Here is a 23,801-nt window from a genome sequence, read left to right as displayed (position 1 = left end):
ATGCCCGAGTACCGCCGCATCCTCCTGGACGGCGCCGCCGTCCAGGTCACCGTCGACGGCGACGAGCTGGTCGCCGGAGACGGCCGCCGCGTCAGGACCGACGAGGCCAGGCACCTGCCCCCGGTCGTGCCCTCGAAGGTGATCGCCGTCCACCTCAACCACCGCAGCCGCGTGGACGAGTTCCGGATCGACCTGCCGGACACCCCCACCTACTTCCACAAGCCGACCTCCTCCCTCAACTCCCACAAGGGCGCGATCGTCCGCCCCGAGGGCTGCAAGTGGCTCAACTACGAGGGTGAGGTGGCCATCGTCATCGGGCGGACCGCCCGGAACATCTCCCCTCGCGAGGCGGGGGAGTTCATCGCCGGCTACACCATCGCCAACGACTACGGCCTGCACGACTTCCGTGACACCGACGCGGGGTCCATGCTCCGTGTGAAGGGCTCCGACACCCTGTGCCCGCTGGGCCCGGGACTGGTCACCGACTGGGACTTCCACGGCAAGAGGCTGCGGACGTACGTCAACGGCGAGGTCGTACAGGACGGTTCGACCGACGAGATGAAGTGGGACATGCACTACCTCGTCGCCGACATCGCCCGCACCATCACCCTGTACCCCGATGACGTACTGCTGTCGGGCACGCCCGCCAACTCCCGCCCCGTGCGGCCCGGTGACGTCGTCGAGGTGGAGGTCGAGGGGCTGGGGCGCCTCACCAACCACATCGTCACCGGCCCCACCGCCGTCCGTACCGACGTCGGCGCCCAGCCCACCGAGTCCGAGGAGGTGCTGTCCACCGCGCTCGGTGGCGACTGGGAGTTCCGCGGGATCCGCCCGCCCAGGCGCTGACGGTCCGGCGCCCGCGTCGGCGACATCACGCGGTGCGGCGCCCGTCCTGGCGGGGCCCCGTGCTCAGTCTGCTCGGTCGAGGACCGCGGTGGCCTCGATCTCGACGAGGTGGTCGGGGACGTCCAGTGCCGCGACGCCCAGCAGTGTGGCCGGCGGGACCGGGGTGACCCCCAGTTTCGCGGCCGCCCGCGAGATCCCCTCCAGAAGCCGGGGCATCTTGTCGGGCGTCCAGTCGACGACGTGCACGTTCAGTTTCGCCACGTCGTCGAAGGAACCGCCGGCCGCGGCCAAGGCGGTGCCGACGTTGAGGTAGCACTGCTCGACCTGCGCCGCGAGGTCACCCGCACCGACCGTGCGGCCCTCGGCGTCCCAGGCGACCTGCCCGGCGACGAAGACCAGCTTCGTACCGGACGCGACCGCCACCTGCCGGTAGACGTCGATCTCCGGCAGACCTGCGGGATTCAACAAGGTGATGGCCATTCTCCACGCCTCCATCAACGGGCTTCGTGGACCCGTGGTCTCCTGTGGTTACTCAGGAACCATAGGAGAGTGGCCGCTGACATGGAAGAACGCACTTTTCAGTGACCGGGGCACCCAAAGGTGACCCAGCAGCTCAGCGGCCTCCCGTGGACGCGGAACCGGGGCGCGCCGACAGTGTCGATCACCGAAACCCTGGTGAGCGCACCCCGCGCCGCAGCGAGTCGGGGGCCGTGTTGCCCGACCGGCGATCAGCGGCTCGGCGGCCTCGAACGCGCCTGTCCCCACCGGCGTGTTCGCCCGTCACGGCGGCCGGCCGAAGAGCCTTCCCATGGTTGTGGCCGGGTAGGGTCGCCGTCATGACCGATTCCGCGGACGCCCCTCAGAGCCGACGGTCACGCAAGCGTGTGCACTACGGCGAAGGGCGCGAGGCCCTGCTGAACGCGGCGGTACGGGTGGTGGCCCGGGGTGGGCTGCGCAGGCTCACCTACCGGGCGGTCGCGGAGGAGGCGGGGGTCACTCACGGCCTGGTGGTCCACCACTTCGGCTCGCGTGACGCGCTGATCGAGGAGACGCTCGCCCACACCATCCGCACCTCGCTGAACACCAGCGCGCTCGAACCCGGCACCGGCAAGGTCGCCGACTTCTCCTCGGGCGTGTCCGAGATGGTCACGGCGGATCCCGACAAGCAGGCCTTCCAGTACGAGCTGCTGCTCGAATCGCGCCGCAGGCCCGAACTGCTGCCGCAGATCCGCGCCCTGTACGACGAGTACTTCGACGCCACCCGGCGCGAACTGAACCGCATGCTGCCCGCGGGCGCCGACCGGGCGCTGGCCCGGCTCGTCTTCGCCGCCCTGGACGGCCTCGTCCTGCATCAGCTCGTCCTAGGCGAGCCCGAGGTCACCGACGCCGCCATCGAGGAACTCCGCACCCTGCTGAGGCTGCTCGACGCCGACGGCGGCGGCACCCGCGACGCGGACGCATGAGGCGCTGACCGGCGCGGGCGCGTACGGCCGGCCCTTCCTGAGGCCGCCGCGACGACAGCCCTGCGAGAAATCACCCAGCGGGCGGGAAACCCTCACCCAACCCCTTGCCAAACGGATAGTTCCGGCCCACCATGAGGCAACTCGTTTGGCTCGAAACAACTTCCCGCCCCTCCCCGCTCCCGGCAGGTGATTCGAGTGGACAGTCCGACAGCGGTCAGTACGCGGACCGCTTCCGATCCATCCACGGCAGGCAGGCTCAAGCCCAACTCGCTCGGCGTCCTGGGCATCCTGTTCTTCGTCCTTTCCGCCCAGGCCCCGCTGACCGGTATCGCCGGTGCCGTCCCCATCGCGGTCGGCATCGGCAACGGGCCCGGCACTCCCGCCGCGTACCTCGTGGCCGGCGCCGTGGTCCTGCTGTTCTCCGTGGGCTTCGTCGCCATGGGCCGCCATGTGGTGGACGCGGGCGCCTTCTACACGTACATCGGAAAAGGGCTCGGCCGCCCGGCCGGCTCCGGCAGCGCCGGCGTGGCCCTCTTCGCCTACTGCGCGATCCAGGCCGCCATGTACGGGCTGTACGGCGCCACGGTGAGCGGCCTGGTCGAGCACTACACCGGCACCCCCGTGGCGTGGTGGGTCTGGACCCTGGTCACGATGGTGATCGTCCAGGTGCTCGGCGCCTCGGGCATCGAGATGGGCGCCAGGATCCTCGCCGTGTTCGTGCTGGCGGAGTTCAGCATCCTGATCGTCTTCGCCCTCGTCACCTTCTTCAAGGGCGGCGGCCCCGAGGGGCTCGGCTTCACCGACAGCTTCTCGCCCTCGGCCGCGCTCCAGGGCGCCCCGGGCGTGGCGCTGATGTTCGCCGTCGCGTCGATGTTCGGCTTCGAGGCCACCGCCATCTACGGCGAGGAGGCCCGCGAGCCGCGCAGAACGGTGCCCCGGGCCACCTATCTGTCCGTCGCGGTGGTCACCGGCTTCTTCGCGTTCACCTCGTGGATGCTGGTCTCCGCGCACGGCGCGTCCCACGTCACGGCGGATGCGGGCAAGGCGCTGGAGAGCGGGGACGCCACCGGCTTCGTCTTCGCGCCGATCGCCGCCCAGTTCGGCGGCTGGGTCGACGACGTCCTGCCGATCCTGCTGGCCACCTCCCTCTTCGCCGGCATCCTGGCCTTCCACAACTCGGCCAACCGCTACCTGTTCTCCCTCGGCCGTGAAGGGCTCCTCCCGCACGCGCTGACCACCCTCAACCGCCGTCACTCACCGAGGACGGCCGGCGTCGTGCAGAGCATGATCTCGGTGCTCCTTGTGATGCCCTTCGCGCTCCTGGGCAAGGACCCGGTGCTCACCCTGTTCTCCTGGTTCAGCGGCGTCGCGGTGCTGGCGATGATGCTGCTGTACTTCCTGACCTCGGTCTCCGTGGTCGCCTTCTTCCGCCGCTCGGGCGCGGACACCCGGCCCTGGAACACCGTGATCGCACCTGTCCTGGGCGCGCTCGGTATCGCCGGTGCCCTCTGGCTCATCGTCGAGAACTTCACCACGCTCATCGGCGGTGACCGCGCCACCGCGATCTGGCTCCAAGTCACCGTCCCTGCGGTCCTGGTGGTCGGCCTGGTGGTCGCGCGGGTGACCAAGGGCAGGGCGGCCGCGGACGGTTGACGCCCGCGGCGAGGCGCGGCCCGGACCTCCCCACCGGGCCGCACCCGCGCCTCGCCGCGAGGTGTCACGCCGAGGCGGTTGCCACCCGGTCGAGGAAGGCGTCGGTCAGGTGCCTGGCGTCGTCCCGTGCCGCGCGTTCCATGGCGCGGCTGCGTGCGAGCAGCTCCTGCGGATCCACACCGTGCCGCGCGCACTGCTCCCTGCCGCCGAGGTGCGGATACCGGTGTACGACCGCTGTGGCGATCTCCGGGTGGAACCGCACGCACAGGCTGCGACCGGCCAGGAAGGCCTGCGCGCACGCCTCGTTGCGGGCCACCTCCACCGCCCCCGGCGGCAGGGTGCAGCGGTCGTGGTGCCACTGGAACCACGGGCCCTGCGGTATCAGCGAGCGGTCGTCGCTGTCGATCCGGGTCCAGCCGATCTCGGGGCGCGGCGCCGGCCCGACCGAGCCGCCGAGTGCGGTGGCCAGGGCCTGGGCGCCGAAGCAGATGCCCAGTACCGGGACGCCGAGGTGGTGGGCCTTGCGCAGCAGGGCGAGTTCGCCGCCGATCCAGTTGCCGACCGCCGGCTCGTCGTACACCGACCAGGGCGCGCCGAGCGCGACGACCAGGTCCCAGTCGTCGGGTGCGGGGAACGTGAAGGAGACGTCCCGCGTGGTGACGCCCCGCGGGCACGACGGTCACGGTCGTGAGGTCGTGCAGGAGGACGAGTGCGCGCACGGCGGGCGCTCCTTTCCGTTGCCGAGCCCCTTGTGTGGGGCTCCTGCCGATCATATCGTTTGAATCCAAATAAGATTGCGGAGGTGTTCCATGCCAGACGTCACTCACGAGGAGTGGCTGCGCCGCGCCAAGTCCCTCGACCTGTCCGGCGCCCATCACATCGACGGGGCCGACGACCCCGGCGGAGGAGCGGCCTTCACCCTCGTCTCGCCCCGCGACGGCCAGGCGCTGGCCCAGGTCGCGGACGCGGGACAGGCCGAGGTCGACCTCGCCGTGGCCGCCGCCCGACGGGCCTTCGACGCGGGACCGTGGCCGCGCCTCGCCCCCGCCGAGCGCGGCCGGATGCTGCTGCGCATCGCCGACCTGCTCGAAGAGCGGCGCGCGGACCTCGCGTTGACGGTCAGCCTGGAGATGGGCAAGCCCGTCACGGACGCGTACGGCATCGAACTCCGCGCCCTCATCGGCACGTTCCGCTGGTACGGCCAGCTCGCCGACAAGCTCGCCGACGAGTCCCCGCACACCGCGCCCGACGCCCTCGCTCTCGTGACCCGCGAACCCGCCGGTGTCGTCGGCGCCGTCGTGCCCTGGAACTTCCCCCTGACGCTGGCCGGTTGGAAGGTCGCCCCGGCGCTGGCGGCCGGCTGCACGGTCGTACTGAAGCCGTCGGAGAACGCACCGCTGTCCGCGCTGCTGCTGGGCCGCCTCGCGACCGAGGCGGGACTGCCGCCGGGCGTACTGAACGTGGTGAGCGGCAACGGGCCGACGGCCGGACGGGCGCTGGGCCTGCACCCGGGCGTCGACGTGCTGGCCTTCACCGGCTCCACCGCCGTCGGCCGGCACTTCCTGCGCTACTCCGCCGACTCCAACCTCAAGCGCGTCTGGCTGGAGCTGGGCGGGAAGTCGCCCAACATCATCCTTCCCGACGCCCCCGACCTGGAGCGGGCGGCGGCCACCGCCGCCTGGGGCATCTTCTTCAACCAGGGCGAGATGTGCACCGCCCCCTCCCGGCTCCTGGTGCACTCCTCCGTCGCCGAACAGGTCACCGAGGCCGTCGTCGCGCGGGCGCGGGAACTGCGGGTCGGAGACCCCCTCGACCCGGCCACCGAGATGGGCGCCCTGGTCTCGGAGAACCACCTGGCACGCGTCGCGGACCACATCGCCACGGGCCTCGACGAAGGGGCCCGGCTGCGCGTGGGCGGCGACCGCACCCTGGCCGGGACGGGCGGCAGCTTCCTGCGGCCCACCGTCTTCGACCGGGTCGACCCCGGCATGCGGCTGGCCCGCGAGGAGATCTTCGGCCCGGTCCTGTCCGTGCTCACCTTCGACGACCTCGACGAGGCGGTACGGCTCGCCAACGCGACCGAGTACGGCCTCGCCGCCGCCGTGTGGACCTCCGACCTGTCCACCGCCCACAAGGTCTCCCGCGCCCTGAAGGCCGGCACGGTCTGGGTCAACTGCTACGAGGAGGGCGACCTGACCGTCCCCTTCGGCGGCATGAAGCAGTCGGGCAACGGCCGCGACAAGTCCGTGCACGCCCTGGAGAAGTACACCGAGCTCAAGACGACCTGGATCCAGCTGTGAACCGTACGAGCGGGTCCGCGCGGCCCTTGATCGCGATCCCCGCTCGTTTCTCCGCCACCACCTCCGCCCTCCGGTACGCCGCCGAGGTGGGCGCCCGCGCCCTGATCGAGGCCGTCTGGCGGGCCGGCGGCGAACCGGCGAGCATCCACCCCGCCGCCGAAGACGTCCCGGCCCGCCTCGCCCGCTTCGACGGCCTGCTTCTCCCCGGCGGCGGCGACCTCGCCCCGCACCGCTACGGCGCCCCCGACACCCACGCCGCCGTCTACGACGTCGACGACCTCCAGGACACCTTCGACCTCGAACTCGCCCGCACCGCCCTGGACTCGGGCCTGCCCCTGCTGGCGATCTGCCGCGGTCTCCAGGTCGTGAACGTGGCCCTCGGCGGCACCCTGGAACAGCACATGGACAGCGGCCACCGGCACCTCGTGCACCCGGTGACGATCCGGCCCGGCACCCTGCTGGAGCGGGCCACCGGCGCGGAGAAGACCGACGCCTCCTGCTACCACCACCAGCGCGTGGACCGGCCGGGCGAGGGGCTCACGGTCACCGCGCGCGCCGCCGACGGCACCGTGGAAGGACTCGAACTCCGCGACGCCCCGGGCTGGTTCACCGCCGTCCAGTGGCACCCCGAGGACACAGCACACGAAGACCCCGCCCAGCAGGGCCTGTTCGACGCCCTGGTCCGGGCCGCCCGCGCCGGACGCTGAGGGCGCCCGCCCCGCGGGGCCGAACCGTGCAGCCCTGGTGAAAACCCGGTGGAAGCGCTGTCAGTGGTGCCCCTTATGCTGCACCGGACGATCACGCGGGACCAGGGGAGGGCGCGGCATGTTCGGCAAGCTGTTCGGTGGGGGCCGGGAGAGACCGACGGCGGATCCGCACGCCCTACCCGTCCCGCGCAGGCAGAAGAACGGGACGTACCCGCTGCGCGCCCTCGGGGACACGCGGGTGCTCGCGCTGGTGGAAGCGGCCGACGCCGGTGACTGGCAGGCGGTCAAGGCGGCCCTGGCACCCTTCGATCTCGGCCGTGACCACGCGGTGCTGGGTGAGCTCGCCGAGCTGGACGGTGTGCAGGACTGGATCGGCCGGGCGGTGGAGGAGGACAAGGAGCACCGGGCGACCGCCCTGCTGATATCCGGGGCGCGGCACATCAGCTGGGGCTGGGAGGCCCGCACCTCCGCGCGTGCCGTCAACGTCACGCAGGAACAGTGGCGCGTCTTCCACGAGCGGCTGGAGATCGCCGAGGAACAACTGCTCGAAGCCGCCGAGCTGAGGCCGGACTGGGTCACCCCATGGCGCCGCCTCCTCACCTCGGGCCGCGGTATGTCGCTCGGGCCCGCCGTCAACGAGACCCGTCGCGACGCCGCCCTGCGCCGCGACCCGCTGGACCTGGAGACCCACATCGAGTGGGTGTCCCAACTGCAGCCCCGCTGGAGCGGCGAGCCGGGCCAGGCCCTCGCGTTCGCCCGCAAGGCCTTCGCCGGCGCGCCCGACGGGCACCGCCTCGGCTGTGTGATCGCCATGGCGCACATCGAGGAGTGGGTGGAGTCCGACAGCCAGGACCACCTCGACACCCCCGAGGTCCAGGAGGAGTTGCGGGAGGCGGCCAGGTGCAGCATCCTGCACCCCGCCTACGAGCGGCCCCTCGGCTGGCAGGAGGACTTCAACATCTTCGCCATGGCCCTGGCCCTGTCCGCCGAAAGCATCGTGGCCCCGCGTGTCTTCCACGAGCTGGACGGTGCCTACACCTCCTGGCCCTGGACGTACATGGCGCAGCCGGAGAAGGCGTACGCCCGCTTCCGGCGCCGCGCCTGAGTCCGCCCCGCCTCCCCCTCGTCGAAGACCTAAACCCCGGACTGCCCGATGACTCTGCCCGACACCCCTTTGAGCCCTGCCTCCGCCGACCGCACCTTCCAGGTCGACCTGCGCGGCCTCGTCGACCTCCTCTCCCACCACCTCTACTCCAGCCCCCGCGTCTACCTGCGCGAGCTCCTCCAGAACGCCGTGGACGCCCTGACCGCCCGGCACGGCATCGCACAGGGCGCACCCGCGGACGCGTTCGGCATCCGCCTGTACGCCGACGGCTCCGTGGTCCGCGTCGAGGACGACGGCGTCGGTCTCACCGAGGCGGACGTGCACACCTTCCTCGCGACGATCGGCCGCAGCAGCAAACGCGCCGAGCGGATCGCCGAGCAACGCGCCGACTTCATCGGCCAGTTCGGCATCGGTCTGCTGTCCTGCTTCCTGGTCGCGGACGAGATCCACGTCCTCAGCCGCTCCGCCCGCACCCCCGACGCGCCCGCCGTCGAATGGCGGGGCCGGGGCGACGGCAGCTACACCGTCCGCACCCTGCCCGCCACCGCCCGCCCCCGCCCCGGCACCACCGTCACTCTGACGCCCCGCGCCGACGCGGGCGAGTGGACCCGCCCGGCACAAGTGCACGCACTGGCCCGCCACTTCGGCTCCCTGCTGCGCCACCCGGTGACCTTCGACGACGGCACAAGCGGTCCGGGCGGCACCGGCGCGTCCGGGGGCGTGCCCGTCAACCCCGAACCCGCGCCCTGGGCGCGCACCCACCCCACCCCCGGCGCCCGCTCACGTGCCCTGGCCGCCTACGGCGAGGAGGTCTTCGGGTTCACGCCGCTGGACACCATCGAGCTGGACCTGCCGGCGGTGGGCCTGAAGGGCATCGCCTGTGTGCTGCCCGAGGCGGTACCGGCAGGGCGCCGCCACGGCCACCGCGTGCACGTCAAGGGCATGCTGCTGTCCGAGCAGGCCGAGGAGATCCTGCCCGACTGGGCGTTCTTCGTCCGCTGTGTCGTGGACGCCGAGAGCCTGCGCCCGACGGCGTCCCGCGAGTCCCTGTACGAGGACGACACCCTCGCCGCTGTACGCGACGCGCTCGCCGAACACCTGCGGGCGTGGATCGCCAAGGCCGCCGCCAGCGACCCCGAACTGCTCGGCCGCTTCCTCCAGGTCCACCACCTGGCCGTGAAGTCCCTCGCGGTGCACGACGACGAGATCATGCGGATGCTGCTGCCCTGGCTGCCGTTCGAGACCACCGACGGGCACGCCACCCTCGACGAGTTCGCGCGCACCCACCGCACGGTGCTCGTCACGTCGAGCGTGGAGGAGTTCCGCCAGGTCGCGGCGATCGCCTCGGCCGCCGGGCTCGGCGTCGTCAACGGCGGCTACACCTACGACCGCGCACTGGTCCACCGGCTGCCCGAGGTCCGGCCCGAGGTCAGCGTCGCCGACCTCGACCCGGCCACCCTCACCGCCCACCTCGACCCCGTCGACCGGGAGATCGAGCTGGCCGCCGCGGCGTACCTCGCCCAGGCCCGTGACGCCCTCGCCGTCTTCGACTGCGACGTGGCGCTGCGCACCTTCCAGCCCGCCTCCGCCCCCGCCCTCCTCCTCGACAGCCGCGAGGCGCGGCACGAACGCACCCGCTCCCAGCTCGCCCGCGAGCAGCAGGGCGGGGTGTGGGGCGACATCCTCGGAGCCCTGCGCCAGGAGGCACCGCGGGCCCAGCTGATCCTCAACCAGCTCAACCCGCTGGTACGCACCGCGGTCACCATCGACGAGCCCGAGCTGGCCCGCACCAGCGCCGAAGCCCTCTACGGGCAGGCGGCGATGCTGTCCCGCCGACCGCTCAGGCCCGCCGAGTCGAGCCTCATCAACCGCTCCTTCCTCGACCTCCTCGCCCACGCCCTCCGCAAGGACAGCTGACGATGCCCACCGCGATCCAGACCACCGACGAGCTGTACCAGGCGCTCCAGGACAACGACGAGCGCCCCTACGGCCGCACCCGGACCGTCACCGCCGAGGAACTCGTCGACGCCGCAGAGGAGTTCGAAGAAACCGTCCCGCTCGTGCACGCCCTCCTCGAACTCCAGGAGGCGTACACCTACGGCTCCGAACCCCGGAAGTCACCCGTCGTCTTCGCCCGTCTGCTCAACCTCTTCGACGAGCAGCCCGACATCTTCGACGAGCGCCTGCGCCACCTGGTGTTCTGGCGGTTCAAGTGGGTGGGCCACGCCCTGCGTCAGCTCCCCGAGATCCCCCTGGCCAGCCTGCGCCAGTGGCTGCAGGAGATGCGCGACCGCTACGAGAAGGCCGGCCTCGGCCTCCAGCCCTACTACGGACAGGCCTACCAGCTGGCCGCTCACGTCGGCGAGGACACCGCCCTCGCCTTCGAGCTGTGGGCGGGCCGCGCCCGCACCCGGCTCAGCGACTGCGAGGCCTGCGAGATCTGCGAGCGCGCCCTGTTCCACCTCGCGGCGGGCGACGACGGGCGGGCCCTGCGCACCTGGGAACCCGTCCTGAACGGGAAGGAGTCCTGCCAGGAGGAGCCGGCCCGCTCCCTCTCCCACGCGCTGCTCCCCCTGCTGCGCACCGGCGCCGCCGACCGGGCCCGCGAACTGCACCTCGTCGGCTACCGCGGCTGCCGCCGCAACCCCGCGATGTCCGGCGAGGTCGGCCGCCACCTGGAGTTCTGCGCGCTGACCGGCAACGAGGCCCGCGGCCTGGAACTGCTCGCCGAGAACCGCAACCTGTTCGACGAGGTCGACTCGCCCCTGGATCAGCTCGACTTCCTCACCGGCGTCGAGGTCCTCCTCCAGCGCGTCGAGCACCTCGGCCACGGCCACCTGCCCGCCGCCGGGTACCCCGGCCGCACCTGGACCGTGGCCGGGCTGCACGCCGAGGTGCGGGGCCGCGCGGACGACCTCGCCACCCGCTTCGACGCCCGCAACGGAACCCCCACCCACACCGACCGCCGCAGGGCCCGCCTCGACCGGGCACCCCTCCTCGACGCGCTGGAACTGACCCTGCGCACCCGCGCCCTCGACGACGTGGCCCCGGCCACCCCGGTCACCGCTCCGGCCTCCCGCACGGCCACCGCCGTACCCGACGCCCTGCCTGAACTCATCCTCCAGGCAAGGAAGTTGGACGAGCAGGGGCACCCGGAGGCCCAGACCTGCTTCGCCCGGCTGCGTACGCTCGCCGCCGCCCGCGACTACACCCACCCCGACGACCCCGCCGTGGGCCCGCTGGTCCGACTGCGCGCGGACCTGCTGTCCGACGAGGCGAACCGGGCGGGCAACAACGACGAGTTCGCCGAGTCCGCAGCGCTCCACGAGGAGGCCGCGGCCCTCTACGACGACGCCGCGGAACCCGGACACGCTGCGTTCGCCCGCGCCTGCGCCCTGCTCGCCACGGCCCAGATCCCCGGGGAGTCCGCGGACGAACCCGAGACGAAGGCGGCCGCTCTGACCGGCGTCCACGCGTCCGTGGTCCGCCTGCACGAGGAGACGACCGGCCTCGCCCCCTACCAGGAGGCCCGCCTGCTGCGGCTGCGGGCCACCGCGCTCGGCCTGCGCCTGCAGACCACGGGAAGCGAGGAGCACGTCGCGCCGGTCTTCGCCGAGACGGACCTCCTGCACGACTTCGCCACCCGGCACGACCTCGCCGGGCAGATCTCCGGCGCCCTGCTGCTGCGGGCCAGCACACACGCCATCTCCGGCGACCTGCCCGCCGCCGTCACCGAGATCGACGCCCTCCTCGACCGGCTGAAGGCGTCCGGCCCCGACTGGCACCTGCCCCGCACCCTCGGCCTGCGTGGCCGGCTCCAGCTGGCCCTCCGGGGCCCGCAGGCCGCGCACACGGACTTCTCCGAAGCTCTGCGACGGGCCGCCGACTGGCCCGCCGACACGGTCGACACCTCCCGCCTGCACGGCGACCTCGCCGAGGCATGCATGCACCTGGGCCGCCCCGAGGAGGCGCTGCGGCACCTGACGCGCTCGGCGGAGGGCGACCTTCGCCGTGGCAAGCGGATCGACGCGTTCTGCACCTACAGCAACGCGGCCCAGCTCAGCCTCGACCTGGGCCGCGTCGAGGACTGCATCGCCCTGCTGGACTCCCTGCTGGTCGAACCGGACGTCGCCGCAGGGGAGCTGGACGACCGGCTGGCCGCCCAACTGCGCCTGACCCGCGCCCGAGCACTGCGCGCGGGGGATGACGTCAAGGCCGCCACCGCCGAGTTCGCCGCCCTCGCGGCCGAGTCGGCCGGCTGGGACGACGACCCGGGCAGCCACGCCATGATCGCCGCGGAGACGGCCGTACTCCTCGGCGAGGCAGGCGAGTTCGGGCCGGCCCGCGAGGCCGCGGACCAGGCGATCGCCGCCCATGCCCGGGATCCGCGCTACGAACTGCTCAGCAACTGCCTGCGCGAACTCGCCCGCCTGCAGGCCCAGCAGCAGGGCCCCGAGGGCCTGGCCGACGCCCACGCCTTCCTCGCCGACGCCGGCCGGATCGCCGACGAGGCCCGCGCCGCCGGGTACGAGCCGCGCGGCCGCTCCCTGGACAGCGCCCTGGCCTACGAACACGGGCGGGTCAACGCCTACGCCGGCGCGTACGAGGACGCGCTGGCCGCCCTGGAGAAGGCCCTGGCCCTGCTCGGCGAGCCGGGACCGGAGGACGAGCGGGCCGGTGAGTGGGCCGAGTGCGTCCGCCTCGCGGGCGCCGTGGAGGGCCTCTACCTCAAGCGCTCCGCCCCCGCCCTCACCCGCCTCGACGCCGCGGTCTCCCACCTGACCGCCCTGGGGCACACCGAGGAGACCGAGCCCCTGACCTCCCTGGCGGCCCGGCTGCGCGACGAGGAGTGAGCGGAGACGAGCACGCGGGCACCCGGCCCCTGGACCGGGTGCCCGTTCCCCGGGCCGACCCGCATGTCATAACCTCGTGAAGCAGACGTCGGTTGCCCGGTGGTCCATCCACGCTGAGGAGGCGATGGTGCTCGGAAAGGGCACGTGGTTGCTCGTGGGTGCCATGGTCGTGGCCTGGATGGTGCTCTCCGGCCCCAGTGCCCCGAGCGGAGCCCTAGACGCCGGGTCGGTGCCTCCCAAAGCGGTCAAGGACGTCGTACCGAACCGGGTCATGACGTGGAACCTCTGCAACCCCTGCGAGACGGGCAACGACGACCGGGCGGCCGAGATCGCCACGTTCGCGCCCCAGGTCGTCGGCCTGCAGGAGGCGTGCGTGGGGGACGTCGAGAAGATCCGGGACTATCTGGAGAACCTGCACGGGCTCGTCTATCACGTCGAGTACGGGCCGGTTCTCCAGAGCTGGGGCCGTTGCGGGGGAGCACCGTGGAACCCGGGCGGCTACGGCGAGGCGATCCTCTCGGCGGCACCGATGACCGACGTCGTCACCGAAGAATATCCCGACGGCGGCTCCGAGGACCGTGGGTACATGGAGGTCACCACCACGGTGGGCGGCCGCCCGGTCCGCGTCTTCAACACCCACCTCGCCGAACGACGCCAGGAGGCGGTCCGGGCGGACCAGGCGCGCGTACTCGCCAAAGAGGTCGCCCGGCACGACCGCACGATCGTCATCGGAGACTTCAACGCCGTGCCGGACGCCTACGAACTCGCCCCGATGTGGAAACTGGCCGTGGACGCGGACCCCGGGTGCCATCCCTCACCGGCCGGCACCTGCGAGCCGACCACCGACTGGCAGAGCAAGTTCGACTACGTCTTCTTGCGGGGCTACGTCCCCGTCAGGCACCGCGTGCATCCGAACCCGGTCTCGGACCACCACCTGGTGTACGCCGACGTGAAGCCGAGCACGGGCGGTCGGCGCCTCGGCTGAACGGCCGATTGTCGAGTGCCCCGGTGCGGACAGCTCGGCCGAATGACTGATGCCTGCCACACGAGCTCCGGCCGACAATGCAAACGACGCCCGGGCCCGTCCCACACCGCCCCGGGCTTCCGTCGGTCTGTCCCTCCTCGAACGGAGACGTCCCCCGCATGCCTGACCGGTTGACCCGCCCGAACAGCGCCTCCAGACCGCCCATTTGAGGCTCTAGAAGAACCCAAGTTTCTTCGGACTGTAGGAAACGAGAAGGTTCTTCGTCTGTTGGCGGTACACGAGCAGTACCCTCGCTGACCTGCGGTGACGGTCCGGTGCTGGTGAGCGGGTGAGAACGTGGTCCGCGGATGGTCCGGATCTTGGTCTCGGACGCATGACCTGGCCTACCGTTCGGCCTTCTCCATGGGCGTCGTTCACCGATGCACCTGCTGCTGGCCGTCTTGCTTCGACGGGGGCGTAGCAAAGGCATCGTTCGGTCCAGTAGGGGCCTCCGGACGTCGCTGGCAGCTGAAGAGCGTTGAGGAAGCGAACCCCGCCGTTAAGACGAGCAGCGGACTCATAATCCGTCGGCCGTGGGTTCGAGTCCCACCCGCCCCACCTGTGCAGGCCTCTGACCTGCGGAAACGTTCATTTTTAGGTGTCGGATCGTCAACTGTGCCTGAACGGACTGAATCCGCTGCTCGTGAGTTCGGCCTCGGTGCCGGTGCCGGTGTCGGTAGTGCGAGCGCCCCTGACCTGCGCGGATGTCTCAGCTCGCAGCGGTTGCACTTGCGGTACATGGCTCCTGTGGCTGGTTGGGCACTGAATTCTGGACTCTGGCTGGACGCGAGGGAACCGGAAGCGGTCGCTCCGGTGTCTAGTCATCCACTCTGCCCAGGGGTGTAGCGGAGCAGGCGCGGTGAGGTGCCAACTGGGCTCGCCTGGATCGTGCCGTTGCCGACGCGGCCGGTCTGCGTGGGGGAGAAACGGTCCGTACTGAAAACGGCCCCGGATCGCACCACGGAGTCGCCCCCGGTTGCGTCAGGGAAGTGGTGTACGGGTTCGACCTGATCCGGGGGCTTTCTCCGGCATCGGGATGATGCCCGCATAGACGAACGGCCACCGGCTGATCTTGCCCCTGCACGTCCTCGCGGAGGACAACCTCGCCGCGGCGAGTCCCGATCCGCTGCGCGCGATGGTGAAGACGTTCGCCGACGCGCTCATGTCCGCGGAAGCCGACGCCCTGTGCGGCGCTCAGTACGGGCAGGTCAGTGACGAGCGGGTCAACCACCGAAATGGCTTGCTGGGCGTCACCACCCGCAGGGTCGAAACTCGCCGAGTCCCTCGGTGTTACCCAGCTGTCGAAGTGCGCCGCAGCATCGCGGACGGCGAGACCGCCTACTTCCACTGCTGCAACCCGCGCGGGGCACTGCCGGAACTGGTGGCGGTCATCGGATTGTGCTGGCCGGTCGAGGAGTGTTTCGAGGCAGCCAAGCCCAAGCAGCAGGCCGGACTGGACAACTACCAGGTACGCACATACGGCGCCTGGCATCGCCATATCACCATGGTCATGCTGGCGCTGGCGTTCCAGACCGCGGTTGCCCGGACCCCGCAAAAGGGGGTCCTGGGCGGTGACCACGGGCCGCGAACGCGGCGACTCGTGGCCCTGACCGTCGCCGAGGTCCGGCGCCTGTTCAACCTGATCGGCTCGACTCCCACCGCCGTCGACCAGGGACTGCACTGGTCGATCTGGTGACGCGCTCATCAGGCGGAAGCACGACGGCACCATTTCCGAAGGCGGTTACGACTACAGATGATCCAGAGCTAGCCCTGTTGTACTAGGTGCTAAACGAGGCGGATGACGCGCTTGCCGCGGGCATGGCCGGTTTCGGTGGCTCGGTGGGCGTCCTGGATTTCGTCCAGGGGATACACGCGCTCGATGACCGGACGCAGGTCTTGTTTGTCGACGTGATCGGCGAGGGTTTTCAGGTCCGCGCGTCGGGGGCTGGCCATGATCAGCCGTACGCGTGGACCGGGCAGGAGGAGGGACAGCAGGGCGAAGGGTATGGCGCCGGCGGTGGGCGAGGCGATGCGACCGCCGGGGCGCAGAGCGCGTCGGTAGTCGCGGACAGCGGAGCCGTGGCAGTCGAGGATGGCGTCGAACTGCCCTTTGAGGGCGTTCGGTGGGGTGGTGGCGTAGTCCAGGGCCACGTCGGCGCCGAGTTCGCGGCAGAACGGGGCGTTGGCGGCGCCGGCGATGGTGGTGACGTGGGCGCCCCAGGCGTGGGCCAGCTGGACCGCCGTACTGCCGACGCCGCCGCTCGCGCCGACCACGAGCAACCGTTGGCCGGAACGCAGGCGCAGGGTGTCCCGCAGGGCGCGCAGTGCGGTGATGCCGACCGCGGGCAGGGCGGCGGCGGCCACCAGGTCCGTGCCGCTGGGGGCGGTGCTGATGGCTTGGGGTTTGGCCAGGACGTATTCGCCGGCCGCACCCGTCCGTCCGGAGACGTCGCTGAGGATGCCCCACACGTGTTCGCCCACCGTGACGTCGGTGACCCCGCTGCCGAGTGCGGCCACCTCACCGGCGAAGTCGCCTCCGGTGCCTTTGGGAAAGCGTCGCCCGGATATCAGACGCATTCCGCCGGAGCGGATCTTCACGTCCATCGGGTTGACGCTGGATGCGTGGACCCGGACGAGCACCTGGCCCGGCCCGGGGGACGGACGCGGAACGTCACCGACGGAGAGCACTTCGGGGCCTCCGTAACGGTCGTACCGAACGGCGCGCATCATCAGTTGGTCAGGTGACATGGGCGGGCTCCCTGGCGGGCATGGTCGTACCTCTTTGTCGAGGGTGGTCAGGAGCTGGAGACGGCGATCTTGCCCGGGGCGCCGGCACCGAAGGCGGCGAACGCCTCCGCGGCCTGCTCCAGCGGCTGGGTGGCGGTGACCGCTACCCGCAGCACGCCTGAGACGACCTGCTCGGCCAGGGAGGCCAGGGTCTGGGCGTTGGGGTTGGGGTTGGCCATGCTCGTGGCGCCCGGCCAACGACTGCCGCCTGCCCCGGGGCACGGCCCCGGAGTCGACGTGGTTCCGGTGCCGTGGTGCCGAGGGCCGGGCACTGAGCTGCCCGCGATGGCCTTGGCGAGGAGGGCATAGACCTGCCGTGAACGGTCAGCCGGGCATCACCTTGGGGACGCGTAGACCTCCGCGTGGTGCGGCACAAGCCCTTCCACCACACCGGATGTCGCCGCCATGATCAAACCTGGCGAGCGTCGACGACACTCGTGATCAGTATGTCTGGGGGACAGGGGGTGGGTTGCCGTGGATCACGAAGCCGTACTCCTCCATGAGGCTGTGCGAGGCGTTGCTGCGCGAGTCGGTGGCTCCGGCTTCGTGGAAGTAGCCTTCGATGGCTCCGGGGTTGCACATGACGAGGAGTTCCGCGGTCGATGTGATGGCCTGGTAGCTGTGGGGGACTGATCGGGGCCCCCAGACGAAAGCGCCGGGCTCGGCCTCGTACACCTCGCACTCGTCGAACGAGGTCGATCCGACCCAGAACCGGACGCGGCCGGACAGGACGATCCAGCTCTCGTCCTCTTGGCTGTGGGTATGCAGGGGCGGCGCCTGGTCGGGGCGCGCGATCTGACGCGTGACGCTGATCAATCCGCTCGTCTCGGCGTTGCTCACCACCTGTTCGACCACGCTCGTGTGGTAGCGGAAGGTGGTGCCGTCGCCTGGATTGCGTACAAGGGCACTGCTCATGTGAGGTCCTCCTCCCGACGTGGGGCCCGAGGTCGTCGGTCCCTCGTCGAAGTCGCAAGAAGTGGGTGCGTCGATCGTCACGCCCGCGCGAACGCCCCGCGGTGCGCCACACATCGCTCGGTCAGGCGTCCTGGGTCTGCGGGCCGGCGAACTGCATGTCCAGGCGAATCTTGATGACCTCACCCAGGAGCCCGGGGAAGAAGTCCAACCCGAAGTCGCCGCGCCGGATCTCGCCCGTCGCCTCGAACCCGGCGTGCTTCCGGTGATCCAGAGGGGAGTCCACCACCCCGCCGAACTCGACAGCGAGCACGACCGGGCGGGTCACGTCCGCGATGGTCAGGTCTCCCGCCAACGTCCAGTCCTCACCGTCCCCGGAGATCCGCGTCGAGCGGAACGTCATCGTCGGACGCTTCTCCACATCGAGCAGCTCGGCCGAGCGGGTGTGCGCGTCGCGGTCGGCGTTCCCGGTGTCGACGGAGGCCAGGGCGATCTCGGAGGTCACCCGCACGTCGTCGAGGGTCTCACCGACGTACAGCCCGGCCGTGAACTCGGTGAAACGGCCGCGCACCTTGCTGATCCCGAGGTGGCGGATGGTGAAGTCGACCGATGAGTGGTGGGGGTCGAGTTCCCACTCGCCGGGAGTGAGGGGCAGCGCGGCGACGGACGTGACAGTGGTTTCCGCAGGGGTTTCAGTGCTCATGCCCTCATCGTGCGGGCCCTGCGGCGGGGCAGGGGAGACCGGCCGAAGGGTAGTAGTGGCAGGGCCACCCTCCGCGCCGGGGCACGTTGTACGTTCGAGAGGTGAACGACAACGAGCTGGGCACCTTCCTGCGTACCCGCCGCGAAGCCCTCACCCCGGCCGAGGCGGGCCTGCCCGCGGGTTTTCGCCGTCGCACGCCGGGGCTGCGCCGCGCCGAGCTCGCCACCCTGGCCGGCATCAGCGTCGAATACCTCACCCGGCTCGAACAGGGCCGGGACCGCAACCCCTCGCCCAAGATCCTCGCCGCCCTCGGCGACATCCTCCAGCTGTCGACGGCGGACCGTGTGCTGTTGCACCGGTTGCTCAGGGAACACGGCGAGGACAAGGACTTGTGCCGGTCGGTCACCGCACCGCCGGAGCGCACGGTGCGCCCCACCTTGCTGGCACTCCTGGAGAGTCTGGAGCCCGCGCCGGCCGTCCTGCTCAACCGGATGGGAGACATCGTGGCCTGGACACAGGGCTACGAGCGGTATGCCCGTCCGCTCGGCCTGCTCGACGGCGACCCTCCCAACATGGTGCGGTATCTGTTCACCGACGACCGGTCCCGCGCCGTGTTCCCAGGGTGGGACCGGCTGGCCGACGAGCAGGTCGCCCATCTGCGCAACGAGTCCTCGCTGTACGACCCTCATGTCGCCGTCCTGGCCGACGAGCTGACGGCGGCGGCCGGAGCGCCGTTCAGCGACCGGCTCGCCGCTGTTCCGGCCCCGCCCTCCCGTTTCGGGCTCGAGGTGGTCGAGCATCCCGAGGCAGGTCGCCTGCGTCTGTCGTTCGAGACGCTCGCGCTGGCGGACGAGGGCCGTCGCCTGGTGGTGCACCTGCCGGCCGACCAGGCCACGGCCACCGCGCTGGACCGTCTCAACGGCCGCAGGCCGGGGGCACTGCGGGCAGTGAGCGGCTGACCTTCGCTGGGGGATATAGCGCTCTCGCCCCTGCCACCTGGCCCGTACCCGGGGGGATCTGCGCAGTCTCGGCCATCAGGGTGTGAAGGAGGGTGCCGGATCGGCGTGACCGGTCGAAGGCTTTTCCACCCCCGGCAGACCACGGCCGACTACGCGTACCGTCGGCCCGATCCGTCAACGGCGCTACCCGCCGCCCGCCCTCTGGACGTTGGAAGGGAAAATCCGTCGGCAGTGGGCTCGAGTCCCACCCGCCCCACTTCGGCAAGGCTCTGACCTGCGGAAACGTCTAATTTGTCCTGTCGGATCGTCAACTGTGCCTGAACGGACGGAATCCGCTGCTCGTGACTGCAACTCCGGGACGGTAGGCGTTAGTTCGAATCGCTCTGACCCGCTCTGATGTGGTGGCCTGGGTGTTGGGCACGCCTCCGTAGCCGACGTTTTCGAGGGGTTGGACGCCCAATTCTGGACGCTGGCTGGACGCGAGGAGTCGCAAGTGCCCTCTGGTCATCTTCGGGTCGGCCTTCTCCCTGGGGGCGTGTGGGTACGGCGGTCCGTGCAAGACGGCTGTGGCTGAGGTGTGTGCCGGGATAACGGCCCGTACAGGAAACGGCCCAGCGCGTCCTTGCCTCATGCCGTGGCGTGCGCGCCCCTGTCGTGTCGGGACGCCGCCAGGTAGCCGACGAATCCGATGATCGCGGCTGTCCAGGCGAGGGAGACGGGCGACAGGCCGAGGTCGTGGCCGCCGCGGGTGCGGGGGAGTGCCATCCAGTCGGCGCTCCGAGGGGGCGGGTGATGACGTGCGCGGTCCAGAAGGCGGTGACCGTGCCCAGGGTGCCGAAGCGGGTGCGCAGATGGTGGCGGCGAACAGGGCGGCCGAGCCCAGATAGCCGAAGCCGATGGTGGCGGTCAGGTCGCCCGGAGCAGTGCCGAAGGCGAAGGTCGCCAGGGTGGTCGCCCAGTGGAACGCCATGCGGCGCCGTGTTCGGGATGCCGGTTGGACACAAGGATCGGAAAGGAAGCAAGGGTGGAGAATGTCTGCGGCGCCAGATCATGCCTGACCTGGGGAAACGATGCGTCGGCCGTGAGTTTCGAGTCCCACCTGCCCCACCACTCGTTATGCGAGAGAAAATCCCTCCGCTTCGCTTCTGAAAGCTCGTGAAGCTGAAGTACCTCGAGTGCTGTGACCTGCGATGATGCAGTGACCGGAGATGCGGTGAACCACGACGAAACCGTGTTCAGGGGACGCGAGGTTCAGGACGGGGGGCGGACACTCGCCGGTCTGGACTCCTACCGGTCCTCCACGTGTCTTGTCGAGCATCAGATTCTCTGAGAAAATCAGGTCATGAAGACGATGACCGCTACCGAAGCGTCACGGAACTTCGCCTCCGTGCTGGACAGTGCGGAACGCGGGGAAACCATCGTGATCACCCGCGGAGGCAAGCGCCTGGCCGTGCTCGCTCCCGCGCCCAAGGCCACGGGACGGGCAGTGAAGGACGCTCTCCTGCGTCATGTCGGCACGCTCGACGATGCCTTCGAGGATGACGTCACCGCCACCCGTGACCTGCTGACGCTGGACGATCCGTGGAGCGACTGATCCTGGACACCGGCGTGCTGATCGCGATCGAGCGCCAGAAGGTCTCCCTCGACCAGGCGCTGGCCGACGACGACGATCCGGCTATCGCCGCCATCACGGCGGCGGAACTGCTCCAGGGCGTGGAACTGGCGGACGACACCAATCGGATCGCCCGCCAGTCCTTCGTCGACACCGTGCTCGCCACCATCCCGGTCGAGGAGTACACCGTGGACGTGGCCCGGGCGCACGCGCGGCTGCTCGCGCATGTTCGCAGGGCCGGCCAGCCCCGGGGCGCCCACGACCTGATCATCGCGGCCACCGCGCTGACCACCGCCCGCACCGTGGTCACCTACGACAAGCGGGCCCGCTTTGACGACCTTCCCGGCGTTCGGGTACGTCAGGTGTGACAGGCCTTGGACGGCGACCAAGGAACGTCGGGCAGGAATGGCGGTCCGCAAGCCTGATACGCGCGACTTATTTGAGCCAGGTCACGAGGACGATTCCTTCTTCTTGGAGGATCTACGACGTAGCGGGACTTGTAGAAAACTCCGTCGCCGCGGGTCGGCGGGTGGCCAGGAGATCGCTCCGGAACGCATACCCCACCGATCCGGAAACGCTCAGCTGATCGCTGCAGGTCAGGGTGCGTGCCCGGATCATGCCGGTGGATCTTCTGCAAGTGACGCCCAGTGGCATGAAGCAGCCCACTTGATCGCTCGTACAGCTCCGCGGTCGCGTCCCGGCGCGAATGCGAGCGGAGTAGTCGCCGAGGTCGGGCCTGGCGTCCAGGGCGTGGAATGTCTCGTAGCTCGTCCAGCTGCCAAAACCTCTAGCGGGACGACTCCGTTGTCCAGAACGAGCAGACGATCGAAGCGGAGGTCGGGGCCGAGGAATGCTAAGCCTGATGACTCACCGCCCAGCCCCTCGACCGGAAGCGCCCGACGTCGGCCAACACCACAGGCTGCATGCCCCTCATTCCTCCGTGCCGAGCACGGTCGACCGGACATGGCCGGGGAACCGACCGCCGGTCGCCGACCAGACGGTGTATGTCGAAATACCGTTCGCCGAGTACCTCGCCTGCCATGGAGGCGAGGGGCCGACCCCTCGACGAGGGAGCGTGCGCCCCTGATAGCGCACGATCACTGAGGCCGCCATGAGCGCCCCCACTGCCACCCAGAGCCGCTGTCCCCGTCCTGAGACCGTGGCCTCACGCCCGTATGGAGACGAGGCCCGAGCTCATGATGTCGAAGGCGACGAGGACGGCTGGCCGAAGGCCGTTGGCCGTCCTCGATGCTCGAATGACCGCCGTGTCGCTCCCGTCATCTTCGCGACACGAGTCTGTCGGGCCCTGGCCAATCTGACCGCCGCACCCGACGAATTGTGTGGTTCACCGATGCTCACCGGGTGGCGGCGGGCGGTCTCTGCGATGGCGTCGGCGGTCAGGGTGAAGAAGGTGTCGGCGTCGGCCTGGATGTATGTGGCGGCACGGTGGGGGAGCAGTTCCTGGGCCTTCTGGGTCAGTGGCCTTGGGTTTCGTCCAGTACGAGGTGCCGCCATCGACATCGGCCGGCGCCACGTGTGGATGCACGGTCCACCAAGGTGAAAGCCCGCTGGTGTCCCCTGGACGAATGGACCTCAACGTCCTGGCAGCCGCGCCGAGTTCGTCGGCGCATGCCAACTCCGCAGGGAGTTCGCGCCGAACGCTCTCCTGGCTGTGTCCGACCGGCACGGCTCCGACGCCTCCGTGCAGGCGCGTTCCTGCGTCGCCCTGGGCGCTTGGGCGGCACCCCGGGGCACTCTGACGGCGCCCTCGGGGTGGTTCGGTTCTCGCTAACCTCTGGCCAGGCTGGCGTCTGCCGTTATAGAGGGCCGCGTCCGTGGGGTCTGACGGCATGATGCCCGGCGGTGCCGCTGTCGGCCCGCCGGGCGTCCTCAGTCAAAACATGGTGTTGCTGTTGGCGGAGGTCGCCGGGATCGGCTGGACGACGTCCCAGTGTTCGACGACCTTGCCGTTGCGGACTCGCAGGAGGTCGACGATCGAGGTCCCCGGGTTTTTGGCGCTGGTCTTGTAGTGGGAGTGGATCGCCACGTAGTCGCCTTCGGTGATGACCCGTTTGGGGCTGGCGGTGAAGCCCGGGAACTGGGCGAAGATCTTGCCGAACGTCTCCTTGGCGGACGCTGTGCCGTCGAGTGCCGTCGGGCTGTGCTGGATGTAGTCGGCGGCAGCGTACCGGTCCAGGGCCGTCAGGTCGTGATCGACGGCGAGGCCGATCATCATGCCCAGCGCGACTTTCTCGCTGTAGGCGGATGAGGCGCGCGGGTCCGGTCCCGGGAGGCGGGGGGTGCTGAGGGTGGAGAACATGTCGTGGCCGCTGGCCGTACTGTCTGGGACCTGCTGCTGCACGTCCCAGTGCTCGGCGATCCTGCCCTTGGCGATGCGGAAGATGTCGACGAGCGCCGTCCCCTTGGAGCCCGGCTCCAGGATGAGGTTGCTGTACAGAACGACCAGGTCGCCTTGGGCGATGACCTTCTTGACCGTCGCGCGGGACTGGGGGTGGGCGGTCTTCAGGCCGCTCGCCCATGCGCGGAGCGCCTTCGGGCCGGTGGCGCGCGTCGGGTCGTGCTCGATGTAGCCGGGCTCGACGAACGGGTCGATGGCGCCGAGATTCCCCCGGTTGACGAGCTGGCCGAAGTAGTGAAGAACCAGCGCCTTGTTCGCGGCCGTCTGGTGGATCGCGCCGTACGCCTGTATCGCCGTTGCGGGGCGCGGCGGGATCGCCGACGCCGCGGAGGCTCCTCCGGCAAGCAGGGCGCCGACCGTCGCTGTTGCGATGAGAAGGCGGGCGGCCTTCCTGGGGGTGTTGAAGGTGGTGTGCATGACGCACCTCCGATTCCTACTTTTTGTGCGTAGCGCCATGA

Annotated in this window: 21 protein-coding genes, 1 tRNA gene and 1 pseudogene; 15 read left to right on the top strand and 8 right to left on the bottom strand. The window is 70.5% G+C overall.

The window, feature by feature from the left end:
• Positions 1 to 846 (top strand): fumarylacetoacetate hydrolase family protein, encoded by an 846-nt coding sequence (locus tag ABZT02_RS03160; protein ID WP_356013615.1) that lies wholly within the window; start codon positions 1 to 3, stop codon positions 844 to 846.
• Positions 847 to 909: 63 nt separating this feature from the next.
• Here ABZT02_RS03160 and ABZT02_RS03155 read toward each other — a convergent pair whose 3' ends face one another.
• Positions 910 to 1,326 carry a RidA family protein gene (locus ABZT02_RS03155; protein ID WP_356013613.1) on the bottom strand — a complete coding sequence of 139 codons (417 nt, stop codon included), beginning with the start codon at positions 1,324 to 1,326 and terminating at the stop codon, positions 910 to 912.
• Positions 1,327 to 1,682: 356 nt separating this feature from the next.
• Here ABZT02_RS03155 and ABZT02_RS03150 point away from each other — a divergent pair, with 356 nt between their 5' ends.
• Positions 1,683 to 2,309: a TetR family transcriptional regulator gene (locus ABZT02_RS03150; protein WP_356013611.1), complete on the top strand. Its 627-nt coding sequence runs from the start codon at positions 1,683 to 1,685 to the stop codon at positions 2,307 to 2,309.
• Between the two features lie 195 nt (positions 2,310 to 2,504).
• Positions 2,505 to 3,962, top strand: coding sequence for an APC family permease (locus ABZT02_RS03145; RefSeq protein ID WP_356013609.1), 1,458 nt, complete (start codon positions 2,505 to 2,507; stop codon positions 3,960 to 3,962).
• Positions 3,963 to 4,026: 64 nt separating this feature from the next.
• On the opposite strand, the gene ABZT02_RS03140 is transcribed toward ABZT02_RS03145, so the two are convergent.
• The gene (locus ABZT02_RS03140; RefSeq protein ID WP_356013699.1) at positions 4,027 to 4,572 is read right to left on the bottom strand and encodes a type 1 glutamine amidotransferase; all 546 of its coding nucleotides are present in this window, start codon (positions 4,570 to 4,572) and stop codon (positions 4,027 to 4,029) included.
• A 199-nt stretch (positions 4,573 to 4,771) separates the two neighbouring features.
• On the opposite strand from ABZT02_RS03140, the gene ABZT02_RS03135 reads away from it, so the two are divergent.
• The 9 genes and pseudogenes from ABZT02_RS03135 (at position 4,772) to ABZT02_RS03095 (ending at position 15,647) form a co-directional block, all read left to right on the top strand.
• On the top strand, positions 4,772 to 6,262 hold the full coding sequence (locus ABZT02_RS03135; protein ID WP_356013607.1) for an aldehyde dehydrogenase: 1,491 nt from the start codon (positions 4,772 to 4,774) through the stop codon (positions 6,260 to 6,262).
• Positions 6,259 to 6,969, top strand: a complete 711-nt coding sequence (locus ABZT02_RS03130) for a gamma-glutamyl-gamma-aminobutyrate hydrolase family protein (RefSeq protein ID WP_356013605.1) — start codon at positions 6,259 to 6,261, stop codon at positions 6,967 to 6,969. The genes ABZT02_RS03135 and ABZT02_RS03130 overlap by 4 nt, the downstream gene beginning before the upstream one ends.
• 118 nt (positions 6,970 to 7,087) lie before the next feature.
• Positions 7,088 to 8,074 carry a hypothetical protein gene (locus ABZT02_RS03125; RefSeq protein ID WP_356013603.1) on the top strand — a complete coding sequence of 329 codons (987 nt, stop codon included), beginning with the start codon at positions 7,088 to 7,090 and terminating at the stop codon, positions 8,072 to 8,074.
• Between the two features lie 48 nt (positions 8,075 to 8,122).
• Positions 8,123 to 9,991: an HSP90 family protein gene (locus ABZT02_RS03120; protein WP_356013601.1), complete on the top strand. Its 1,869-nt coding sequence runs from the start codon at positions 8,123 to 8,125 to the stop codon at positions 9,989 to 9,991.
• A 2-nt stretch (positions 9,992 to 9,993) separates the two neighbouring features.
• Positions 9,994 to 12,927 carry a hypothetical protein gene (locus tag ABZT02_RS03115; RefSeq protein WP_356013599.1) on the top strand — a complete coding sequence of 978 codons (2,934 nt, stop codon included), beginning with the start codon at positions 9,994 to 9,996 and terminating at the stop codon, positions 12,925 to 12,927.
• A gap of 124 nt (positions 12,928 to 13,051) precedes the next feature.
• Positions 13,052 to 13,912 (top strand): endonuclease/exonuclease/phosphatase family protein, encoded by an 861-nt coding sequence (locus ABZT02_RS03110; RefSeq protein ID WP_356013598.1) that lies wholly within the window; start codon positions 13,052 to 13,054, stop codon positions 13,910 to 13,912.
• 451 nt (positions 13,913 to 14,363) lie between these two features.
• Positions 14,364 to 14,509 (top strand) — tRNA-Ile (locus tag ABZT02_RS03105).
• Positions 14,510 to 15,017: 508 nt separating this feature from the next.
• Positions 15,018 to 15,258: pseudogene (locus ABZT02_RS03100) on the top strand (transposase); the annotation flags it as partial.
• Positions 15,258 to 15,647 carry a hypothetical protein gene (locus tag ABZT02_RS03095; protein ID WP_356013596.1) on the top strand — a complete coding sequence of 130 codons (390 nt, stop codon included), beginning with the start codon at positions 15,258 to 15,260 and terminating at the stop codon, positions 15,645 to 15,647. The pseudogene ABZT02_RS03100 and the gene ABZT02_RS03095, both read left to right, overlap by 1 nt.
• An 89-nt stretch (positions 15,648 to 15,736) precedes the next feature.
• Here the strand turns inward: ABZT02_RS03095 and ABZT02_RS03090 are convergent, their stop codons facing one another.
• The 4 genes from ABZT02_RS03090 to ABZT02_RS03075 all read right to left on the bottom strand — a co-directional run bounded on the left by ABZT02_RS03090 (position 15,737) and on the right by ABZT02_RS03075 (position 18,353).
• Positions 15,737 to 16,699 (bottom strand): NAD(P)-dependent alcohol dehydrogenase, encoded by a 963-nt coding sequence (locus ABZT02_RS03090; RefSeq protein WP_356013595.1) that lies wholly within the window; start codon positions 16,697 to 16,699, stop codon positions 15,737 to 15,739.
• Positions 16,700 to 16,746: 47 nt separating this feature from the next.
• A complete protein-coding gene (locus ABZT02_RS03085) occupies positions 16,747 to 17,010 on the bottom strand; it encodes a zinc-binding dehydrogenase (RefSeq protein WP_356013593.1) in 264 nt (87 codons plus the stop codon).
• A 169-nt stretch (positions 17,011 to 17,179) separates the two neighbouring features.
• Positions 17,180 to 17,653 (bottom strand): cupin domain-containing protein, encoded by a 474-nt coding sequence (locus ABZT02_RS03080; RefSeq protein WP_356013591.1) that lies wholly within the window; start codon positions 17,651 to 17,653, stop codon positions 17,180 to 17,182.
• A gap of 121 nt (positions 17,654 to 17,774) precedes the next feature.
• A complete protein-coding gene (locus ABZT02_RS03075) occupies positions 17,775 to 18,353 on the bottom strand; it encodes a YceI family protein (RefSeq protein WP_356013589.1) in 579 nt (192 codons plus the stop codon).
• A gap of 101 nt (positions 18,354 to 18,454) precedes the next feature.
• Between ABZT02_RS03075 and ABZT02_RS03070 the strand changes: the two genes are divergently transcribed.
• Positions 18,455 to 19,312 (top strand): helix-turn-helix transcriptional regulator, encoded by an 858-nt coding sequence (locus ABZT02_RS03070; RefSeq protein WP_356013586.1) that lies wholly within the window; start codon positions 18,455 to 18,457, stop codon positions 19,310 to 19,312.
• 627 nt (positions 19,313 to 19,939) lie between these two features.
• On the opposite strand, the gene ABZT02_RS03065 is transcribed toward ABZT02_RS03070, so the two are convergent.
• Positions 19,940 to 20,077: a hypothetical protein gene (locus ABZT02_RS03065; RefSeq protein ID WP_356013584.1), complete on the bottom strand. Its 138-nt coding sequence runs from the start codon at positions 20,075 to 20,077 to the stop codon at positions 19,940 to 19,942.
• Positions 20,078 to 20,654: 577 nt separating this feature from the next.
• On the opposite strand from ABZT02_RS03065, the gene ABZT02_RS03060 reads away from it, so the two are divergent.
• Together ABZT02_RS03060 and ABZT02_RS03055 are read left to right on the top strand one after the other, a co-directional pair.
• Positions 20,655 to 20,906 (top strand): type II toxin-antitoxin system Phd/YefM family antitoxin, encoded by a 252-nt coding sequence (locus tag ABZT02_RS03060; RefSeq protein ID WP_079662466.1) that lies wholly within the window; start codon positions 20,655 to 20,657, stop codon positions 20,904 to 20,906.
• Positions 20,894 to 21,292, top strand: coding sequence for a PIN domain-containing protein (locus ABZT02_RS03055; protein ID WP_356013582.1), 399 nt, complete (start codon positions 20,894 to 20,896; stop codon positions 21,290 to 21,292). Before ABZT02_RS03060 ends, ABZT02_RS03055 begins: the two co-directional genes overlap by 13 nt.
• A 1,526-nt stretch (positions 21,293 to 22,818) precedes the next feature.
• Here ABZT02_RS03055 and ABZT02_RS03050 read toward each other — a convergent pair.
• Positions 22,819 to 23,760 carry a nuclear transport factor 2 family protein gene (locus ABZT02_RS03050; protein ID WP_356013580.1) on the bottom strand — a complete coding sequence of 314 codons (942 nt, stop codon included), beginning with the start codon at positions 23,758 to 23,760 and terminating at the stop codon, positions 22,819 to 22,821.
• Positions 23,761 to 23,801: the final 41 nt, after the last annotated feature.

The organism is Streptomyces sp. NPDC005402, from assembly GCF_040606575.1.
In the GTDB taxonomy this organism is placed as follows: Bacteria; Actinomycetota; Actinomycetes; order Streptomycetales; family Streptomycetaceae; genus Streptomyces.
Note: the sequence above shows the minus strand (reverse complement) of the source record. Positions and strands in the feature narration are given on the sequence as shown.